Raw genomic sequence first — 20,150 nt, forward strand, 5'->3', positions numbered from 1 at the left:
AAAGAATAACAAATGAAAAGAATAACAAATGAAAAGAATAACAAATGAGACAATACTAAAGTCGATAGCTTTAAGTACTGGTTTGCTTATGTCGTTATTTACGCAGTTGAATGCCCGTACAACATTGCCACAAAAGAAGCAAACGAATCCGAACATTGTCGTGTTCACTGTTGACGACATGGACATTACCTCTGTGAATTGTTATGGCAATCCACTTCCCGGTCTTACCCCGAATATGGACCGCTTGGCTTCACAAGGTATTCGTTTTACTAATGCCCATGTTAGTTCGGCAATATGCATGCCATGTCGTCAATCCATGATGACCGGGTTGCATCCACATCGCAATGGGTCGTTTGGTTTTGTTGAAGTGGAGAAAGGGTACTGCCCGTCATTGTCAGGAATTCTGATGGAAAAAGGTTATTATGCAGTCTCCATTGGAAAAGGGCGTGACTACAAGGCGTTTCCCTGGGATGAATTTTATGATGGTCTGGGTAAAGGTGGATGGTACAGTCGAAATCCGACAGGATTTTACGAGAAAGCAAAGAGTGCTATCCAAAATGCCAAAGCAAAAGGACAACCTATCTACCTGGGAGTGAATACTTCAGATCCACACCGCCCATTTCCAGGTTCCGAACAGGAAAAGTGGTTTGTGGAAACAAAACATCGAAAGGTGCAGCCTGATGCAGAAGATTATCCTGTTATGGAACCGTTTTGTTCAGCAGATGAGGCACCTTTGTTACCATATCTACCTGATTTACCTGACATTCGCAAAGAAACCGCTCAATATTATACCGCGGTACACCGGGCTGATGATACACTGGGATTAATTATGAAGTTGCTTGAAGAAGAAGGAATTGCAGATAATACATTGTTCATATTCTTTAGCGACCATGATGCTTCCATGCCTACTGCCAAACAGAACTGTTACTACCATTCTTCAGTTACCCCACTAATGTTCCGTTGGCCAGGTAAAATCAAGCACGGATTGGTCGATGATGATCATATGGTCTCAACATTAGATTTAATGCCTACTGTATTGGAAGCATTGGATATTCCGGAGCCGGAAAAACAGGATGGCCGTTCTATGCTCCCTATTTTGTTGGGCAAAAAGCAAAAAGGCAGGGATGCTGTCTTCACCACTTACAACTATATTTATCCGGGAGTGCAGGTATTTCCAATGCGTGCAGTACATACCAAAGAGTGGAGCTATGTGTTTAACCCATGGTCCGATGGAATAAAGAAACGTCAGCAAGAAAGTGGTGAGCCAACTGAAAATCAGAGTGGTCTTACTTTTGCTGCCATGCAAAAGGCTGCTCAATCTGATCCTGAAATGAAAAAAAGGATGGATTACATTCTCTTACGACGCCGTGAAGAATTGTTTGATCTAAGTAAAGATCCTTATAGTTTTAACAATCTTGCTGAAAACCCGGAATACAAAGAGCAATTGAAGCAAATAAAGAATTTGTTAATTAAGGAAATGATACGCAGCGAAGACCCATTACTTAAAAGTATAGAAAATCATGAATCATATCCGGTTGACTGGAATTGATATTATCTCACAAAAGCCTTTTAATGGAATAAGTTGAAAACCGCTTTTATTCGATTACGGGACAGAGTAGAAAGACCGTTATTTTTCAGTTACCGGGATAATAAAATAAACGTACAAAATTGAAACATAAAATTTATAAAATCAGGAGAAAAATCAAGTTCCAGTTTTAATCTGTCAAAGTAGAATTAATCAAGTCTACATAAAAAATTAGTTTATAATAAAAAATGAAATATTAAAAAAATGAAAATATTAAAAAAAACAAGTATTATTTTATTGGCTCAATCAACATTATCAATGCCCATAGCAATCTCAGCAATTGCTCAAGAAAAACCCTTAAATATAGTGTGCCTGGTATGCGAAGATATTAGCCCATATCTTGGTTGTTACGGAGATCCTGTAGCACATTCTCCTAACATTGACAGATTGGCGAAGGAGGGAGTTCGATATACAAATCTCTATGGAACTCATGGCGTATGTGCCCCAAACAGATCATCTTTAATTACAGGTATGTACCCTTCTGCTATGGGTACAAATCAAATGAGAAATAAGGGAAGTGTCCAGTATTTGCCCAAAGGAATTACTCCCTATGATGTGGTGTTGCCCGAAGGAGTAAAGTGTTTTACAGAATACCTGCGTACAGCAGGTTACTACTGTACAAATAATGGTAAAACCGACTATCAATTTGAAGCGCCCCTTACTGCATGGGATGAAAATGGGGAGACTGCAGATTGGAAAAACGCCCCCAAAGACAAGCCTTTTTATGCAGTATATAATTTTGGAGTAACCCATGAGTCTCAGATATGGAAAAGAGGAAAGTTACCTTTGACCATAGATCCTGCAAAAGTAGTGGTTCCCCCATACTATCCAGATAATGAAATTGTCCGAAAAGACATCGCCCGTATGTATAGCAATATAGAAACAATGGATGAGCTGGTACAGAGCAAAATTGATGAACTTAAGGATGCTAGGCTGTTGGATAATACCATAATTATTTTCTATTCAGACAATGGTGGTCCTTTGCCTCGACAGAAGCGATCTATATATAATTCCGGACTTCAAGTTCCTATGATTATTCGTTATCCTCATATGAAAGATGCAGGAACTGTTGAAACTCAAATGTGTAGTTTCATAGATATACCAGCCACCATCCTGTCGCTGGCTGGAGTCCGTCCCCCTGAGTACATGCACGGAAAAGCCTTTGCAGGCAAGTATAGAGCGCCCTCTCGGGAATACGTCTATGGAGCATCAGATAGATGTGATGAGCTAATTGATAAAATAGGCACGGTGAGAGATAGAAATTATCAATACATACGTAATTATATGCCAGATTCTACAGGGCAATATTTACAGTCGGCTTTCCGCAAGCAAATGTCCATGATGCGAAATATATTAGAGTTAAGGGATCAAGGTAAATTAAATGAAACTCAAATGAGTTGGCTCAAAGCACCACGCCCTGTCGAGGAATTTTACGATGTTGACAATGATCCCAACGAAATTCATAACCTGATCAATGATGAGAGATATAAGGTGGAAATCCAGCGGCTAAAGGCAACTTATAACCAATGGGTACACGACTACAACGGATTTTGGATGCTTACAGAAAAGGAGGCACGAGACTTAATGCTGCCGGGAGGTATTCAACCAGTTACTGAGAAACCTGTTATTATCCAAAACGGAGACGAGGTAAAAATATTTTGCCCTACTCCCGGAACTTCAATTGCTTACCAAATCAACGGGAAAGGGTATAACGAAAAACATTGGTTCCTTTATACCGGGGCAATGAAATTACAAAAAGGTGATACCATAAATGCGATTGCGGTCAGGGCTGGCTATAAAGCTAGTCAAGTTGCAGAACTGACTTATTAAACATATTAGAATGATAATACTAACTCCTAAACATACATAAAGCGAATTTATAATTAAAAACTAAGAATATGAAGAAACTAATTTTATTTGCAATACTAATAGTATGGGTACCAGCCTTGTTCTCACAATCCCATTCGACACCTTTGGGAAGACTTGATCCGTTTTGGCGTAATCAGCCGGTTTTAGGGCCATTCCTTCAGGATGGGATAAGTCTAAATAAAGTGCCTGACTATTTTCTTGATACTGATTTTCCTTATAAAAAGCGCCCCTTTGAAAAGGAAGTCCTTTTTGCTGACCACCTCTCGGTAGTAAGGCTGCTCGGAGGTACTGATAATTTTCCCGGGCTGAAGCTGAACCTTGAAAAAGGAAATGGTGTGAACGCCGATGGAACAATGAAAAAGTCAAGGCTTTTAGCCAGTGATACCGCCTCCATTCGAAAATTATCACGATATGATTTTGCATACAGGAAAAGCGACGGAACACTTGGTTTTCGCCCCGAACTCATCGAAGCTAGGCTCAAGCCTTATTTGAATTTGGGCTATACAGATTTAACCATAGTGTTGGATAATGTGCCATGGGGCCTGCGAAAGAACCCGATCATTGGCGGGTTTGGCCAGGTCGGGCCAGCCGATAATCCGGAAGAATGGTACCGGACGGTGAAAGAGCTTTGTGAGACATTGAAAAACCTTCTGGGGCAAAAAAAAGCTAATCAGCTCCGGTTTCGTATTGGTACCGAGATGAATGGATGCGAACGTTTTGCAGGGACGGAGGACCAATTTATTACCCATTTTGATTATGCCACCGCTGCCATTGCCGATGTTTTACCCGGTGCCCGTTTAAGTTTGTATAATATCTCGTCTGCATCCATTGAAAATATTAAAACACGACACAATGTGAATGCTTTCCGCGTAATTGAACATTCTTCTTCGGGTATTAACAGAAAATCGGGGAAACCCAATGTCGCGTTACCTTTTATCGCCGCATCGCGTTATTATTGCGAGAAAAATGATTTAAACACCATCGTGAGTGGTATCGATGAAGTGTGGGATTTCATTAAAGACAGTATTCCCGGGAATAAAAATTTTATCCGTGAGATACATGAATACGGTGCAATTGGCGATTGGAATGCTAACCCGAGAACCAATAATCCTGATGCATTTGGAAATGCCATGAATTTGCAAATGATGATCAATCTTTATTCCAATGGATTAGACCGCTTGTTTCACTGGAATATGCTCGAATCAGTTGACATTGCAGGGCAGCAAACATTAATGATCCCCAATAGTCAATTATGGGGCTATAGTGTATTGGATTATATGGCAGGAGGAGAGGCATATAAAATCATACCTGAAAGCACAAATGTTGATGACCAAACAACCCACACGGCTCTCTTGAGTGTATTTAATAATAAGACTTATCTACTTGTCAATGCATTTAATGCCAATAGAAACAGTCATAATAAATATGTAGTGACTTTGAAATTACCTAAGAAAAATGTTCCATTTCAAATCAACAGCCTAAAGTCAGCAACGCTGAATAATTCCAACAGTATCTATTATAATATTCGTAAAGACATTGAGGGAAAAGGAATACTCAATCCTATCCTTACCAATAAGCCAGAATACATTCCGAGAGATTTGGGCAGTTTGACCAGTGATCTGAGTATAGGGCGCAGGGTGATTGCTGAAAATTGGGATAAATACAAGTTATTGTGGAAAAGTTCCCTGACCCTGAAGGCATTTAAGGGCACAATAGAGGAAGATGCAGATTTTTATAAAATTTCGGTTGAATTGACTGCTCCTGAAAGTACTGTGATAGTTATGGGAAAATAATATTAAAATATTAAAAATGAGAAGATTAAAATTGTTGTTAATAATGTTAATATCCTTCGCCGGACTTTCAAGGGGACAGCAAACCAGCAATACAATTGAATTAAGTGCAAATTGGGAATATACACATTTCCCCTATTGCCAAACCGATGAGGAGGCACTTAGTAAAAGTAATTCGGGTATATGGAAAACTGCCGTTGTGCCAGGTGATGTGCATCTCGACTTGCAGCGTGACGGAGAGTTACCAAATCTGATTTATGGTCAAAATTTTTACCGGTCTTTATGGGTAGAAAATGAAGATTTCATTTACAAAACAAGCTTCAATGCTCCTGCGACTACGAAGGGTTCGAGAACATTTCTCGACTTTGATGGGCTTGATTGCTTTGCCACAATATGGCTAAATGGCATACAAATAGCTAAAACTCATAATATGTTTATGAGGTACTCTTATGATGTTACCGATATGCTGAAAGAAAAGGAAAACCTTTTAACTATTCGTCTTGCATCTCCCACGAAGGAAATTTACAAGTACTATCCCAATGCAACAGAAGTACTTAAAAATATAAACGGCGCTTTTGGGGTGAAGGAGCGGCTTATTACCAGAAAAGCTCAAATGAGCTACGGTTGGGACAACACACCCAGGATTATCACCACGGGTATTTATCGACCGGTAAAGTTAAGAGTTTGTGAGGTTGGTAGAATTGATAATGTTTGGTTTAGAACCAGTCTCAAAAATAATTACACTTCAGCAACAGCTAATATTGCAGTGGACGTAATAGGAAATGTCAAAATGACGGGTGAAATTGAAGTTATCCTTTCAAAAGATGAAAAAAAATACAGGGCTTCACAAAAAGTGAAACTGACCGGGTCTAAGCAACTTAATAAAACAGCGTTTTCGGTCAATATCCCCGACCCTGAACTCTGGTGGCCGTCAAACTTGGGGAAACAGCCTTTGTACACCTTGGTGGTGAATATCAAAAAAGGAGGAAAAATCACTGATTCATATTCTGAAAAAGTAGCTATTCGCGAAATAAAAGTGGTAAATACCCCGGTTGAGAAAAGAATGGTCAATTACCGGATAGGAAATGTAGAAAAAGATGGCCCTGTACCGATGGATGGGATTTCCGTGGGTGCCTGGAACAAAATCCCTCTTGATAAACCCGAAGAAGTTGAGGTAACCCCTTTTAAATTTCACGTGAACGGCCGTTACGTTTTTATCAAAGGATTCGACTTTCAGCCATTAGATATTTTTCCTGTAACAGTGGGCAAAGAAAAATATTACCGGTCTATAGATGCGGTAGTACAAACAGGATCAAATATGCTCCGTGTGTGGGGTGGTGCAAATGTTGAAAATCCCGAATTTTATGATGCCTGCGATGAAAAGGGTATTTTAGTCTGGCAAGACTTTTTTTATGCTTCCGGTCAGTTTCCAAACGATGATTTCTTTCTGAAAGAAGTGGAAACAGAAACAATTAATGTGGTTAAACACCTGAGAAACAGGGCGTGTCTTGCCGCGTGGTGTGGCGATAACGAATCGGATATGGTGAATTATGACCGTGGATTTGGTCAGTTCTCCAACAAAATCACCCATGTGGTACAAAAACAGGTACTCGCAAAATACGATCCCGGCCATTTCTGGCATCCGTCAAGCCCATCGGGTGGCGGGTACCCCCGAAGCCCATGGGGCGGGGATAAGAGGAACTGGGGATCGCTTTACCCGCAAAACGACTATCAACATATCCGGGGCGACGAAGCAAGGTTTATCAGCGAAGGCGGGGTTAGCGCTTACCCTCAGCTTTCGACCCTCCGCAAATTTATGCCGCAGGAATCCGAGTGGCCTGTAAATAGTGACTACTACTATATGCATTGGGGGGATCTGCCCACAGCCCGTTACCAGCTATATAAACCGGTATTACAAAACATCAATGCCTATTTCGGCACTCCCCGGAACCTGGCTGAACTGGTTTACCTTTCCCAGGTGCTGCAGGCGCACGGCCTGTCGAGAATGGCACAAAACTTCAGGAAAAATATGGACCAGTGCGGCGGGGTCATGATGTGGAAGTGGGCAGAAGTGTGGCCTTCGGTTTGCTTTAGCATTTTTGAACACGAAGAGTTTAAAAAAGCCGGGTTCTATACGGTAAAACGAGCATACTCCCCTACTGTACTGACGATGGATAATGTGGATAACAAACTTGCAGTTTGGTATATCAACGACCTCACCGCGAAGCGCAATCAGCGGATCAGGTGCCAGCTTTTAATGTGTGATGGTAACCTGGTCAGGGAGTGGTCTAATGAGGTTGATTTTGAGGAAAACAAATCTGCCAAAGTTATCGATATCGATGTAAAACAAGTTGATTTTAGAAATGGAGGGTACTATTTCAAAATGTGGGTGGAGAATAACAGGGAAATACCTGTTTATCACTACATCCCGTGTTACTTTAAAGAGTTAAAAACAAAGCCGTGTGACCTCACCTTGTCGGTCGAACGTAATAGCGCATCAAAAGTGACACTCACTTTCAGGGCGAACGAGTTTACACCTTATGTGCTTATCACCGGGAACGACCCGACTATTAACTTTTCTGACAACGCCTTTTTCATGGAGAAGGGGGAGGTGCGAAAGATTGAACTTACGGTACCCAAAGGCGAACTTTGGGGAGATTTTTCATACAGGTGGTGGAATAGCGGAGAAGCTAAAACTTTTACCGTGGAATCAGAATTGTTAAAGCCAATTGAAATGAAAACAACAATTTTCCCGTAACATTATGAAAAATTATTTATTTTTAGCATTAACCATAATAGTTTTTGTTTTTTCCCCGCGGGTTTATGTCAATGCAGCACAAAATACAAAAGGAGGGAAAAGTGACTCTCTTGGGTATCTCCCTCCAACATACAGCAATATTTCCTACGGTGGACACAAGCACAATGTGCTCGATTTATGGATAGCCGATGGGAATTCGCCCAGACCATTATTGATTTATATACATGGTGGAGGTTGGGAAGGGGGTAGTAAGGATATGATTCATCAACGGGTTCCAATTTTAAAGTGGCTAAAGAAAGGGGTGTCGGTGGCATCTGTTGATTATCGCTATAGTTCTGAGGCTATTTTGCCCGCCCCGGTCTTAGATGCTGCCAGGGCCGTCCAGTTTCTAAGGTATAAGGCGAAGGACTTCAATATAAATCCGTCCCGCGTTGTATTGCAAGGGGGCAGTGCAGGCGGGTGCTCGGCACTGTGGATTCTGTTTCATGATGATTTGGCTGATCCGTCCTCCTCGGATCCGGTACAACGGGAATCCAGTCGGGTTCAAGGCGCTGTGGGACAATTCCCTCAAACCTCTATAAACCCTGTTATGCTTAATACTTGGATTGGTGAGAAGGCAGCTGCTTACCCTATGATTTTCAAAGCGGTTGGAGCGGTAAGCTATGTTGATATGATGAATAATTACAATAAATACAAATCGCTGATTGATGATTTTTCACCCATAAATTATATGGATCCGGAAGACCCGCCACTCTATCTAATTTATCCGGGAAATATGTCTTTACCTCCTTCTACTCCAGCGGTAGCAATTCATCATCCAATGTTTGGCATAAAACTAAAAGAAAAAGCAGATAAAATAGGTTATAAACTAAGTTTAGATATTCCGGGAACAATAAGTCCTGAATCTTATCCCAATACTGAAACTTTCATTGAGAAAATTTTGCTTGATGATAATTCTAAATAGAGATTGGAATTCAAATGGTTTTCCCGTAAAAAAAAAGAAGAAAAAAAGGTTAAAATAATCGTATCTGAGATAATTTGAAGGTAATGGTATATACATTTAAATGAAATGAAAATATTAAATCTCCCATTTTCGGCTTTCATAAGTGCAGCCACGTTTGCAGTTACGGCTTATGGCCAGGATCAACACTACGATAATCGTCCAAATATTTTGTTTATTATGTCGGATGATGCAGCTTCAAATGCAATCAGTTGTTACAAAAGCCGCTTGAGTAGCGTTTTTCAAACACCTAATATCGACAGGATTGCAAATGAGGGAGTACTGCTTAACAATTGCTTTGTTACTAACTCTATTTGTGTTCCTAGCAGAGCGTCAATCCTTACCGGACAGTATAGCCACAAAAACGGGGTTTATACCTTGGATGATAAGTTGGACACTACTCATGAAACAGTTGCAAAAATTCTTCAACGCTCTGGATATACTACCGCAATGATCGGGAAATGGCATTTGGTAACTGAGCCTCAGGGTTTTGATTACTATTTTGCCATGAAGGGACAGGGTCGGTATTTTGACCCTCTTTTCAATATCAAAGGACAACTTGATGGCAATACCTTTGAGAAATCAAAAGGAACAGTTTTTAAAGGCCGGCATATTACGAGTGTTATAGGCGATGAAACCTTAAAATGGTTAGATGTCAGGAATAAAAGTAAACCTTTCTTTCTGATGTGTCACTTTAAAGCTCCACATCGCCCTTGGCAACCCGATAAAAAGTATCAAGATATGTTTAAAGATGTAAGAATACCTGAGCCCACAAATTTATATGACAAGTATGAGTCTCGCGGAAAATACACTCACTTGCTAAAAATGAAATTGGAAGATATGGACTCCGTTGATCTGAAACAAAAGTTTCCGGTTAATCTTTCGCGCGACGAGCACCGTAAGTGGGCATATCAATTATACATGAAGGACTACCTTCGTTGCATGGCGGGAGTTGATGAAAATGTTGGACGAATACTCGATTATTTAGACACACATGGACTGACAGAAAACACCATTGTGATTTATACCTCCGATCAGGGATTCTTTTTGGGAGAACACGGATGGTTCGATAAGCGTTTAATGCAGGAGGAAAGCCTTAAAATGCCCTTTGTGATGCGGTACCCAAAAGAAATTAAACCTCCAACCACAAACAATGATATGACACTCAATATCGATTTTGCCCCCTCATTCTTAGATTATGCCGGCCTACCAATTCCAACATTTATGCAAGGCCGGAGTTTTCGGGCCAACCTTCAGGGAAAAACTCCTACCGATTGGCGTACCTCTATGTATTATCGTTACTGGATGAACATGGAAATTTTCCACCATACTCCTGCTCATTTGGGCATTCGCACAAAGGATTATAAACTAATTTTTTACTATGACGATCCTCTTGGAAAAACAGGCTCGTTTGGCTCAACTCTCGTTCCTGAGTGGGAACTATACGATCTTAAAAAAGATCCTCTCGAAATGAAGAATGTATATCGCAATCCGAAGTACAAGACAGTTGTCAACCAGATGAAAACCGAACTGCTTAAAAAGAAAGACGAGGCGGAGGATAATGAGGACGAGGATAACCCAACGATGAAGAAAATAATGAATAAATTTTTTTAGTAAAGAAAAATATTACACTTAAAATTTTCATGCGATGGATAAGATGAAAAACACAATATTTCTATCAGGCATGTTAGTTGCCGGTACGTCTATGTTTTCCCCTTACAGTGCATTTGCTCGAGTGGCTGAGAAAAAACCAAACATTATCTTTATTCTCACGGATGACCACCGTGCTGATGCACTTGGTTATGCCGGGAATAAAATCATTCAGACCCCCCAGATGGACCGCCTTGCGAGGGAAGGTGTGTATTTTAAAAATGCCTTTGTAACTACGCCAATATGCGCAGCGAGCCGGGCTTCAATCCTTACCGGGTTATACGAACGTACTCATGGTTATACATTTCAACAAGGTCCATTAAAAAAGCCTTATATGGATATCGCATATCCTGTAATACTCAAACAAAATGGTTACTACACTGGCTTTTTTGGAAAGTTGGGAGTTGATTACAAGGATGCGGAAAGTTTATTTGATAAAGCTGATATATATGACCGTAATGGAAAATATAACGACCGTAGAGGTTATTTTTACAAAACCATTGGACAAGATACTGTCCATCTTACGCGTTTTACAGGTCATGAGGCGCAAGAGTTTATACGGCACGCTCCTGCCAACAAGCCATTCTGTTTATCACTCAGCTTTAGTGCACCACACGCACATGATAATGCCCCCGGGCAATATTTCTGGCAGGAGAAGTCAAATAGCCGTTATGCCGATATGACCATTCCTCTCCCTGTAACAGGCGAAGATAAATACTTAAATGCTTTGCCCAAAGAGGTGAAGGAAGGATTTAACCGTACCCGCTGGTACTGGCGTTTCGATACCCCTGAAAAATATCAGCGAAGTATTAAAGGGTATTACCGGATGATCAGTGAGATTGACGATGAGATTGGGGAACTCAGGGAAATGCTGGAAGAAAAAGGAATTGCTGATAATACTGTAATCATTTTCATGGGTGATAACGGTTACTTTCTGAGCGAACGTCAACTTGCGGATAAATGGTTAATGTATGATCTTTCGCTAAATGTTCCCATGATGATTTACGACCCCAGGGTTAAGAAACATCAGGATGTAGCCGATATGGTGCTCAATATTGATGTTCCAAAAACCATTCTCGGTCTTGCCGGGGTTAAAGCTCCTAAACCTTATCAGGGGTTAAATTTAGTGCCTTACATTAACCATCAAAAACCTAAAAAGGTCAGGAAAGAAATTCTGTTTGAACATCTATGGAATCTTCCTCAGATACCTTCGAGCGAGGGCATTAGGACAGATCAGTGGAAATATTTCAGGTATCGTTTAATTAAAGCTCCGGAGGAGTTGTATAATTTAAAAAGCGACCCGATGGAGCAAATTAACTTAGCTCAAGACCCAAAATACAAGGATGTGCTTTTTAAACTGCGCAAAGAATGTGACGCACAGATAAAAAAATACATATCAGCCAAGCTGTGCCCGGATACAGTTGATCCTAAAGACATAATAACGAATTTTTAAAAACTAAATATCCAAAATAGAAACAATAAATTAAAAACCCATAAAGTATGAACGATAGATTTCAACCCGACTACACCAATATTTTGAAGGTGTTGCATAATCAGCGCCCTGAATATTTGCCTCTTTATGAGCATCATATCGATGCACCTTTTATCTCAAAGGTGTTTGGTGAGAATATCTCATCGCAGGGGTTAAAACCCAATGAATTGGAAGAATACTATCGGAAAGTCATAGGTTTCTGGAAAGATATGACGTATGATGCTTTCGATTTTGAGGCGGCAATCTGTGATATTCTGCCGGGGCACGGAGCAATTTTGGGAGGAATGGCTGGTCCGGTCCAAACCAGGGAGGATTTTGAGAATTACCCCTGGGAAGATGTTCCAAAAATATTCTGGAAAACATACACTCCACATTTTGAGGCAATTCGAAAAACCTTGCCGCCTGGAATGAAAGCTTATGGTGGTTGCGGATATGGTATCTTTGAAGCGAGTCAGGATTTGGTCGGGTACGAAAATCTATGTCTGATGCAGTGTATGGATCCGGATCTGTTTGCTGACATTTTTATAAAGATAGGTGACCTTTGGGAATCCTTATGGCAGGGAGTGATCGAAAAATATTCCAATATATTTGTTTTTTTCAGGATGGGCGACGATCTCGGACATAAAACCTCGACCTTGCTGGAACCGGATATTATACGTCAGCATATTTTCCCTCAGTATAAAAGGATTATTGATTTGGCACATAGTTCCGATAAAAAATTCTTACTCCATTCCTGTGGTAATATTTTCCCTCTCATGGATGATATTATCAATTTGGGTATCGATGCCAAACATTCAAATGAAGACCAGATTGCCCCCTTTACAGAATGGATTGATAAGTATTCCAAACGAATAGGACTTTTTGGCGGATTTGATCTTAATTTGCTGGTTCTGGAAAAACCTGAGACTGTTTTTAAAACTGTTCTGGAACAAGGGACTCTTTATAGAAAATTAACAAATGGTTATGGGTTGGGATCGGGTAATTCAATACCCGAATACATTCCAGTCGATAGTTTTATTGCAATGATTGAAGCCGTTAAGGAGATAAGGAGACAAGAAAATAAATAATTACCACATGGATACAAACACGCATATGAAAAAGATATACTCGCTAGCCATAGCAACTCTTACATTTTCTGTCTCTTATGCACAGGAGAGACCCAATGTGTTATTAATTTTAACTGATGACCAGGGCTGGGGTGATGCAGGGATACATGGCAATAATCTCATTCATACGCCAACATTAGATCGGTTATATAGCGAGTCGGCCGTGCTCAATTATTTCTATATCTCTCCATTATGTGCCCCATCACGTGCATCTTTACTAACCGGGAGAGACCATTTGCGCACAGGCGTATCTTTTGTACAGAATGGGTTGGAAAATATGCGACCAGAAGAAACTACCATTGCCGAACTGTTTAAAAAGGCTGGTTATGCTACCGGGTGCTTTGGCAAGTGGCACAACGGAGCCTATTATCCTTATACTCCCAATGGACAGGGGTTTGATGAGTTTTTAGGATTCTGCTCCGGGCATTGGGCTAACTATTTCGATCCTATCCTTCAGCACAATGAAACCATGGTAGAAAAGAAGGGCTATATCAGTAATATTTTTACAGATGCAGCATTGAATTTTATTGATGAAAATAAGGGACAACCTTTCTTTTGTTACCTTCCATTTAATGCCCCGCACTCACCCTATCAGGTGCCAGACAAATACTTTGATAAATATTACAATAATTTACCAATAAAAGATGATCTTGAAAGAGCCGTGGTGGCAACGGTTTACGGGATGGTTGAAAACGTAGATGATAATATTGCAAGGATCTTCAACAAGCTTGACGAATTAAAGTTGAGAAACAACACCATTGTGCTTTTTATGTCGGATAACGGTCCGACATTTAAAAATCTATCACCTCGGTACAACGGAGGAATGCGCGGTGAAAAAGGGACTGTTCATGAAGGGGGAGTTAGGGTTCCATGTTTTGTAAATTGGCAGGGGAGAATTAAGCATCGTATTATAGATACCCCAACTGCGGTTATTGACATTCTGCCAACATTGATGAATTTGTGTGGATTCGAGAATTTCAAAACGCATTTTCCAATTGATGGTATTTCTCTTGATAAGCTGATTCTTGGAAAAGAACAGGAATTGCCGGAACGCAACATTTACACACACCGCCTCACGGGAAAATTGAACCCGGCATTAGGTGCAGTGAGAACAAATAGCCTACGCCTTGAAGTTGAGAAAGATAGCATACTGCTATTCGACTTATTAAAAGACCCTGAAGAGAAGCACAATATATACGACAAAAACAACTCAAATGATGTGGCATTATATGAGAAATATAAAGATTGGTTTAAAGTGGCATCTGAGGGGGTATTAACACACACAATTGTGCCGGTAGGATATAAAGAATCACCTTCCGTCCGGATTGCTGCTCCTGAAGCATTGCTATTTGGGCAACTAAAATTTATTGGTGCGCCTAACGCAAATTGGGTCAACTACTTTCAAAGTAAAAATGATTCTATTGTGGTTGAAATAAATGTAGTGAAAAGTGAAAGTTATCATGTATCAATTGAATATACAAACAGCGATAAAGATTCCAAAAGCAGGTTTTTTGCATTATGCAATGGATCAAAAATAGATACGAAGATCCCTTATTTTAAAACCACAATGCTACCTAATCATGACCGGGTAGATAGGGCGCCGGCAGCATATCCGCAAACTTGGGCAAAACTACCTATTGGGAAATTTCAACTTAGGAAGGGCAAACACAGATTAACAATGTATGCTGAAAACGCTAAATCAAAAGAAGACATTCAAGTCAAGACAATAATTATAAGTCAGCAATAAAGCAAAATGATAAGATGAAAAAGTCAGTTTTTTTTTTGTTATTTATAGTGAGCCAATTAACTTCTCCGGGGGAGGTCAAATTAGCATCAATTTTTTCTGACAATATGGTTTTTCAACAGCAAAGTCTTGTTGCAATTTGGGGAACAGCCAATAAGGGGAAAAAAGTGATGATAGCTCCATCATGGACAAAGGAGACTTTTTCTACAACAGTAAATAATGATGGTACGTGGATGGCAAAGATTTCTACGCCTGTTGCCGGTGGTCCATACAGCATTAATATCAACGATGGAGTTATAATAACCTTGAATAATGTATTAATAGGTGAAGTTTGGATATGTTCAGGTCAGTCAAATATGGAAGTTCCGATGAGGGGTGTGGCAAACATTGTGAAGATAAAGAATTGCAACGACTATATAATACGTGCAAGAAATTCGCAGCTTCGCCTTTTTACTGTTGAACATCAGAAATCAGAAAAACCTGCGACTAATTGCAAGGGAATATGGATTGACGCAAACACTGAATCGGTTGCAGCATTTAGTGCAGTAGGCTACCTTTTTGCAAAGCAGTTACAAGAGATTTTAGGTGTCCCGGTTGGGATTATCAGATCAACCTTCAGTGGCACTAAAATAGAAGCATGGATGAGCGAGAAACTGCTTTCAGATGAATTTAATATCCCCCTCGGAACCCCTTCAGGTAAGGCGAATTCATCGGAACTTTTTAATGGAATGATTTGTCCTATCATGGGCTTTGGAATCCGTGGGTTCTTATGGTACCAGGGAGAAGGGAATCACGCATCACCGGAACTATATGCAAGGCAACTACCCGCGATGGTGAAAGAGTGGCGTACCGGCTGGCAAATGGGTAACCTGCCGTTTTACTACGCACAAATATCTCCATACCATTATAAGGATAAACATAATTCGGCATATATGAGGCAGGCAATGACCAATTGCATGGATGTAATCCCAAATTCAGGTATAGCGATTTTAACAGATGCAGGAGAAGAGAACAATATTCACCCTATGGATAAGGAAGTTGTAGCAAAGAGGTTACTCTATTGGGCATTAGCAAAAACATACAATATGGCGGGATTTGCATATTGCGGGCCGACCTTTAAATCAATGGAAATAAAAGGGAATGAAATACTGATAAAGTTTAATTATGCTGAAACAGGCCTTACTTCCTTTGGAAAAGATCTTACGAATTTTGAAATTGCCGGAACTGATACCATATATGTTCCTGCAAATGCAAAAATAACTAAAGACGGTGTTACAGTGTCAAACGAAACAGTTAAAGCACCTATTGCCGTCAGATATGCATTTAAAGACTATGTTATAGGGGAACTTTTTAACTATGAGGCCATACCTGCATCTTCTTTCGAGACATTAAAAAAAATAAAAGAATAAAACGAACTTTAAAGTTTAATTTATGATAAAAATACCTGTATTATTGATTTTAGTATTCGCATTGCTCGTAGGAAATGCCCAGAATCCGGCCCAATGGGAACAAAAGCCAACAGATGATCTAAAATCTCCTAAACTAATTATGAAAGATTGGGGGGAGGGAAATCCTTTGGCATTGACAGATATGGGAATGTTTACTGGGTTTTATCGTCATACTCAACTTCAGGGCGACTTGGTACAAAATGGCCTTAACCTGAATAAGGTGCCTGATTTTTGGTGCAAAGGAAGCGATTTTCCTTACATGAAAAAGAACAGTAACAAAGAGGTGTTCTTTGTAGATGAGTTTTCCATAACACGCTTTCTGGGAGGTTATAACCAAAGCTGGTCGCACGGAGGCGCCCAGTTAAAAACAAATGATCTGGCATACCTTGATAACGGAAAGTTAAAATACCGCCTGAATTTGATAAGGGAGCGCCTGCAACCATATATTGACAACGGTTATACGAATTTCACCATTGGTATAGAAAATGTGCCATGGGATATGAGTAGAGATCCCGGTAAGGCCGGACCTTATGGCTCAACAGAACCTCCGCGTGATTGGAATGAGTGGTATGATTTTGTTAAGGCCGTTTGTCTGGAAATGAAAAGGGTTTACCCGTTGGAAGTGCAACAAAACCTTAAGTTTAAAATTGGTAATGAATATACTCAGACCAAGTCGTTTACAGGTAACCAAGCGGACTTTGAAAAGTTGTACGATTATTCTGCCAAAGCTATTTTAGAGGTTTATCCCAAGGCAGAAATTCTTCCGGGAGAAATTGGGGGTGATCCGTCAGGCCCAAACAATGCGGTTGACTATCCAAAACTGTTTGACCATCTTGTGAATGGGAAAAATTATGCGGGCTTGCCAAAACCTTCGCCGGTAGCAGCTCTTCCCCGCTCATCACATTCTTTTCCTGAGAGTAAGGATTTAAGCCCTAAAGAGCGGACTGACCTGTCTGTTGAAAGTTTTAAAAAAGTTTTGCGAGGGAAACCAAAAAGTTTTGTCGATAGTTTAAGCTTTGAATTTCATCAGTACGGGGTTTTAGGCGGTCACGATATTCCGGCTAACTACTATATGTCTGCTGTACGGTGTGCTTCATGGCAATTTCAGGTTATGTTTCGATGCCATGCAGCCGGGTATTTGGATAAATGCTGGGCATGGGGAGGTTCAGAACACTTCAAAACAGAAACATCAGATATTTTCTTTCTTAATAGTGTAGGTTGGTTTTACTCTGTTTTCGATCATTTGAGGGGAGATCATTCTTATTTGTTAGGAACTTTACAGCCGGAAAAACCGGAAAGGGATATTACGTCTGCAATTTTTGTAAATGAAAATCGTGTTACAGTCATTTTGGCATCATGGTCGGTCAATCCACTTTCTAAAGAGGCAATGACAATATCTGTCTCAATCCCTCTCTCAATTCTTCCCTACGAATTAGATTTGGGAAAAGCCTCTGCTGTATGGCTCAATAACGCGAGTTCATTCTCGTCTCTAATGAAAACTGAATTAAAAATGGATAACAACCTGAATCCGTATTACAATAGTAACCACATAAATAACGGAACTGTTAAGCAAATGGCAATAAACTTTTCAAAAGCCCAGAAGATGGTTGAAATGAATCTCTTGAAGTACGAAAAGTTCCAGCAACAATCATTAAGCCTTAAGCCTGTTTCCGAAGGGAAAGCCAGTATTATTTATCCTCCTCGAAGTAAAACAGCCAATCTATCTGCATCGCTCGAGGGTGATGAGATATTGGTTTTGGTCTTTAATAAATAGCAAAAATTCTACCATGAAAATCATCGATAATTTAATGGTTTGAGCATATTGTAATCAAAGTATAAAAATGAAACACAAATAATAACTTATATGAAGACAATAAACCGAAAGATTTCACTAATGCTGATTGCAGCATTAAACAGTGGACTGGCAGTAAAAAGTTATGCTGAGAGTAAGGGAAAACAACCAAACGTTTTACTGATTGTCAGTGATGATCAAGGTTATGGCGATTTTGGTTTTACCGGCAATCCTCTTATTAAGACACCGGCTTTGGATAAACTCAAAAGCGAATCTGTTTTTCTAAATAATTTTGTCGTTTGTCCGGCATGTTCGCCAACACGTTCATCGCTTTTAACTGGAAGAAACCACTTGTCTACAGGAGTATGGGGCGTCCCCCCTCGCGCCAATCTTAGAAAGGACGAAGCGCTGATGCCCCAATTTTTTAAATCGGCAGGTTACAGGACCCTTCTGGTTGGAAAACGCGATTGTGCCCAACCTGTTGGTACAGAGCCTTGGGAATATGGTTGGGACGATGTATTGACTGTAACAGGCTATCAGCACCTCAATCCCAAATTAGGGACTGAAAATGGACTTGTGGCTTACGAAGGATGGACATGCGATATTATCACCGATCATGCCATAAAGTTTATTCAATCGCCAAATGATAAGCCTTGGTTTGTATCGGTCGATTATATTATTCCTCACATGCCGTGGATATGTGATAAAAAATATTCAGATCCATATCAATTAATGGGGTGTTCGGAAAATCTCGCCGCATGCTGGGGGTCTGTTTCTCAAATGGATGCCAATATAGCCAAGCTATTGGATGCGTTGCAAGAAACCAGTCAGGAAGAAAACACAATTGTAGTGTTCCTGAGCGATAACGGTCCAAGCAGCCCGGAGGTTCAAAAATTGCAGGATCGAAAATCCGGTCAGGTCCCTGGTGTAGATTGGGAAAAACGAAATATTGCTCATTTTCGTGGATATAAGTCTCTTGTATATGACAACGGGATCCGGGTTCCTTTACTAATCAGATGGCCTAAAGTGATTGCTTCGGGAGAAAGCAGTCAGTTTGCAAGCGTTGAGGACGTTTTGCCCACCTTGTTGGATATGACTGGCATTGATTCCGGCAAGTTACGTCATCAGCCATTTGCAGGCGTAAGCATAGCGCCGGTATTAAAAGATAAAGATGCAACCATTGAGCATCCAAATGTGTTTCGGATAGCTATCTCTTTTGATGGATCTCCTAAAACTGAACAGGGAATTATTGCTGACCCGCGAAAACTCCGGTATAGCGAGCATCATCTCATCATACGAGGTCCCCGTTTTAAATACCACGCTCTTCCTGATGCCACTTCCGCGTTATATGATCTGCATAATGATTCGGGAGAGAAAAATAATGTAATAAATAAATACCCCGATATTGCACAACAAATGGCCGACGAATGTCGGCAGAAATGGGAGAAAATTATTACAAGTGGCCGTGCATTTCGAATGCCAGTTCAACAAATTGGCCGGAAATTAGCTGATAAATCTATCGAAAAGAATTCAAGAATATCACTCTGCTATGCACAGGCAATTGAGGGAACAGTGAAGCTGGAAGGTCGGCAAATGAAAGGTTTTTCCCAGAAAGGAGATAAAGCCAACTATATGGTAGATGTAGTTACCCCAGGTCGCTACTTTGTCAAACTTAAAGCAGATGACGGACTTGACAAATGTGCAAAACTGGCTATTGAAGTTGACGATGTTATAATTAAGGCACAGGAAGTAACTTCCAAAGAAATCAGCTTTGAGCCGATTGCTTTGACAAAAGGAATGAAGAGCCTGAGTATAATTGCAGAATCAGCATCGGACCTTACTGAACAGGTAACGTTGGGTTATATTGATATTGTCGTTGTTAAGGATAAATATTAATTATTCAGAACGTAAATTAT

Annotated in this window: 12 protein-coding genes; all 12 read left to right on the forward strand. The window is 40.3% G+C overall.

What is annotated here, in order from left to right:
- Window positions 1–28 precede the first annotated feature (28 nt).
- The 12 genes from AC6H3C_RS22855 to AC6H3C_RS22910 all read left to right on the forward strand — a co-directional run bounded on the left by AC6H3C_RS22855 (window position 29) and on the right by AC6H3C_RS22910 (window position 20,130).
- On the forward strand, window positions 29–1,549 hold the full coding sequence (locus tag AC6H3C_RS22855; RefSeq protein WP_497517889.1) for a sulfatase family protein: 1,521 nt from the start codon (window positions 29–31) through the stop codon (window positions 1,547–1,549).
- Window positions 1,550–1,789: 240 nt separating this feature from the next.
- Window positions 1,790–3,415: a sulfatase-like hydrolase/transferase gene (locus AC6H3C_RS22860; RefSeq protein WP_497517891.1), complete on the forward strand. Its 1,626-nt coding sequence runs from the start codon at window positions 1,790–1,792 to the stop codon at window positions 3,413–3,415.
- Between the two features lie 68 nt (window positions 3,416–3,483).
- Entirely contained in the window at window positions 3,484–5,247 is a 1,764-nt protein-coding gene (locus tag AC6H3C_RS22865) for a hypothetical protein (protein ID WP_497517892.1), read from the forward strand.
- Window positions 5,248–5,263: 16 nt separating this feature from the next.
- The gene (locus tag AC6H3C_RS22870; protein WP_497517893.1) at window positions 5,264–8,002 is read left to right on the forward strand and encodes a glycoside hydrolase family 2 protein; all 2,739 of its coding nucleotides are present in this window, start codon (window positions 5,264–5,266) and stop codon (window positions 8,000–8,002) included.
- A gap of 4 nt (window positions 8,003–8,006) precedes the next feature.
- On the forward strand, window positions 8,007–8,966 hold the full coding sequence (locus tag AC6H3C_RS22875; protein WP_497517894.1) for an alpha/beta hydrolase fold domain-containing protein: 960 nt from the start codon (window positions 8,007–8,009) through the stop codon (window positions 8,964–8,966).
- A gap of 105 nt (window positions 8,967–9,071) precedes the next feature.
- On the forward strand, window positions 9,072–10,616 hold the full coding sequence (locus tag AC6H3C_RS22880; protein ID WP_497517895.1) for a sulfatase family protein: 1,545 nt from the start codon (window positions 9,072–9,074) through the stop codon (window positions 10,614–10,616).
- A gap of 34 nt (window positions 10,617–10,650) precedes the next feature.
- Window positions 10,651–12,105: a sulfatase family protein gene (locus AC6H3C_RS22885; protein ID WP_497517896.1), complete on the forward strand. Its 1,455-nt coding sequence runs from the start codon at window positions 10,651–10,653 to the stop codon at window positions 12,103–12,105.
- Between the two features lie 89 nt (window positions 12,106–12,194).
- Window positions 12,195–13,211 (forward strand): uroporphyrinogen decarboxylase family protein, encoded by a 1,017-nt coding sequence (locus AC6H3C_RS22890; RefSeq protein WP_497517897.1) that lies wholly within the window; start codon window positions 12,195–12,197, stop codon window positions 13,209–13,211.
- Between the two features lie 7 nt (window positions 13,212–13,218).
- Window positions 13,219–14,997 (forward strand): arylsulfatase, encoded by a 1,779-nt coding sequence (locus tag AC6H3C_RS22895; protein ID WP_497517898.1) that lies wholly within the window; start codon window positions 13,219–13,221, stop codon window positions 14,995–14,997.
- A 14-nt stretch (window positions 14,998–15,011) separates the two neighbouring features.
- Window positions 15,012–16,403, forward strand: coding sequence for a sialate O-acetylesterase (locus AC6H3C_RS22900; RefSeq protein ID WP_497517899.1), 1,392 nt, complete (start codon window positions 15,012–15,014; stop codon window positions 16,401–16,403).
- A gap of 22 nt (window positions 16,404–16,425) precedes the next feature.
- On the forward strand, window positions 16,426–18,216 hold the full coding sequence (locus AC6H3C_RS22905; RefSeq protein ID WP_497517900.1) for a hypothetical protein: 1,791 nt from the start codon (window positions 16,426–16,428) through the stop codon (window positions 18,214–18,216).
- A 90-nt stretch (window positions 18,217–18,306) separates the two neighbouring features.
- Window positions 18,307–20,130, forward strand: a complete 1,824-nt coding sequence (locus tag AC6H3C_RS22910) for a sulfatase-like hydrolase/transferase (protein ID WP_497517902.1) — start codon at window positions 18,307–18,309, stop codon at window positions 20,128–20,130.
- The last annotated feature ends 20 nt before the right edge of the window (window positions 20,131–20,150 follow it).

The organism is Gaoshiqia sp. US2 (assembly GCF_059705485.1).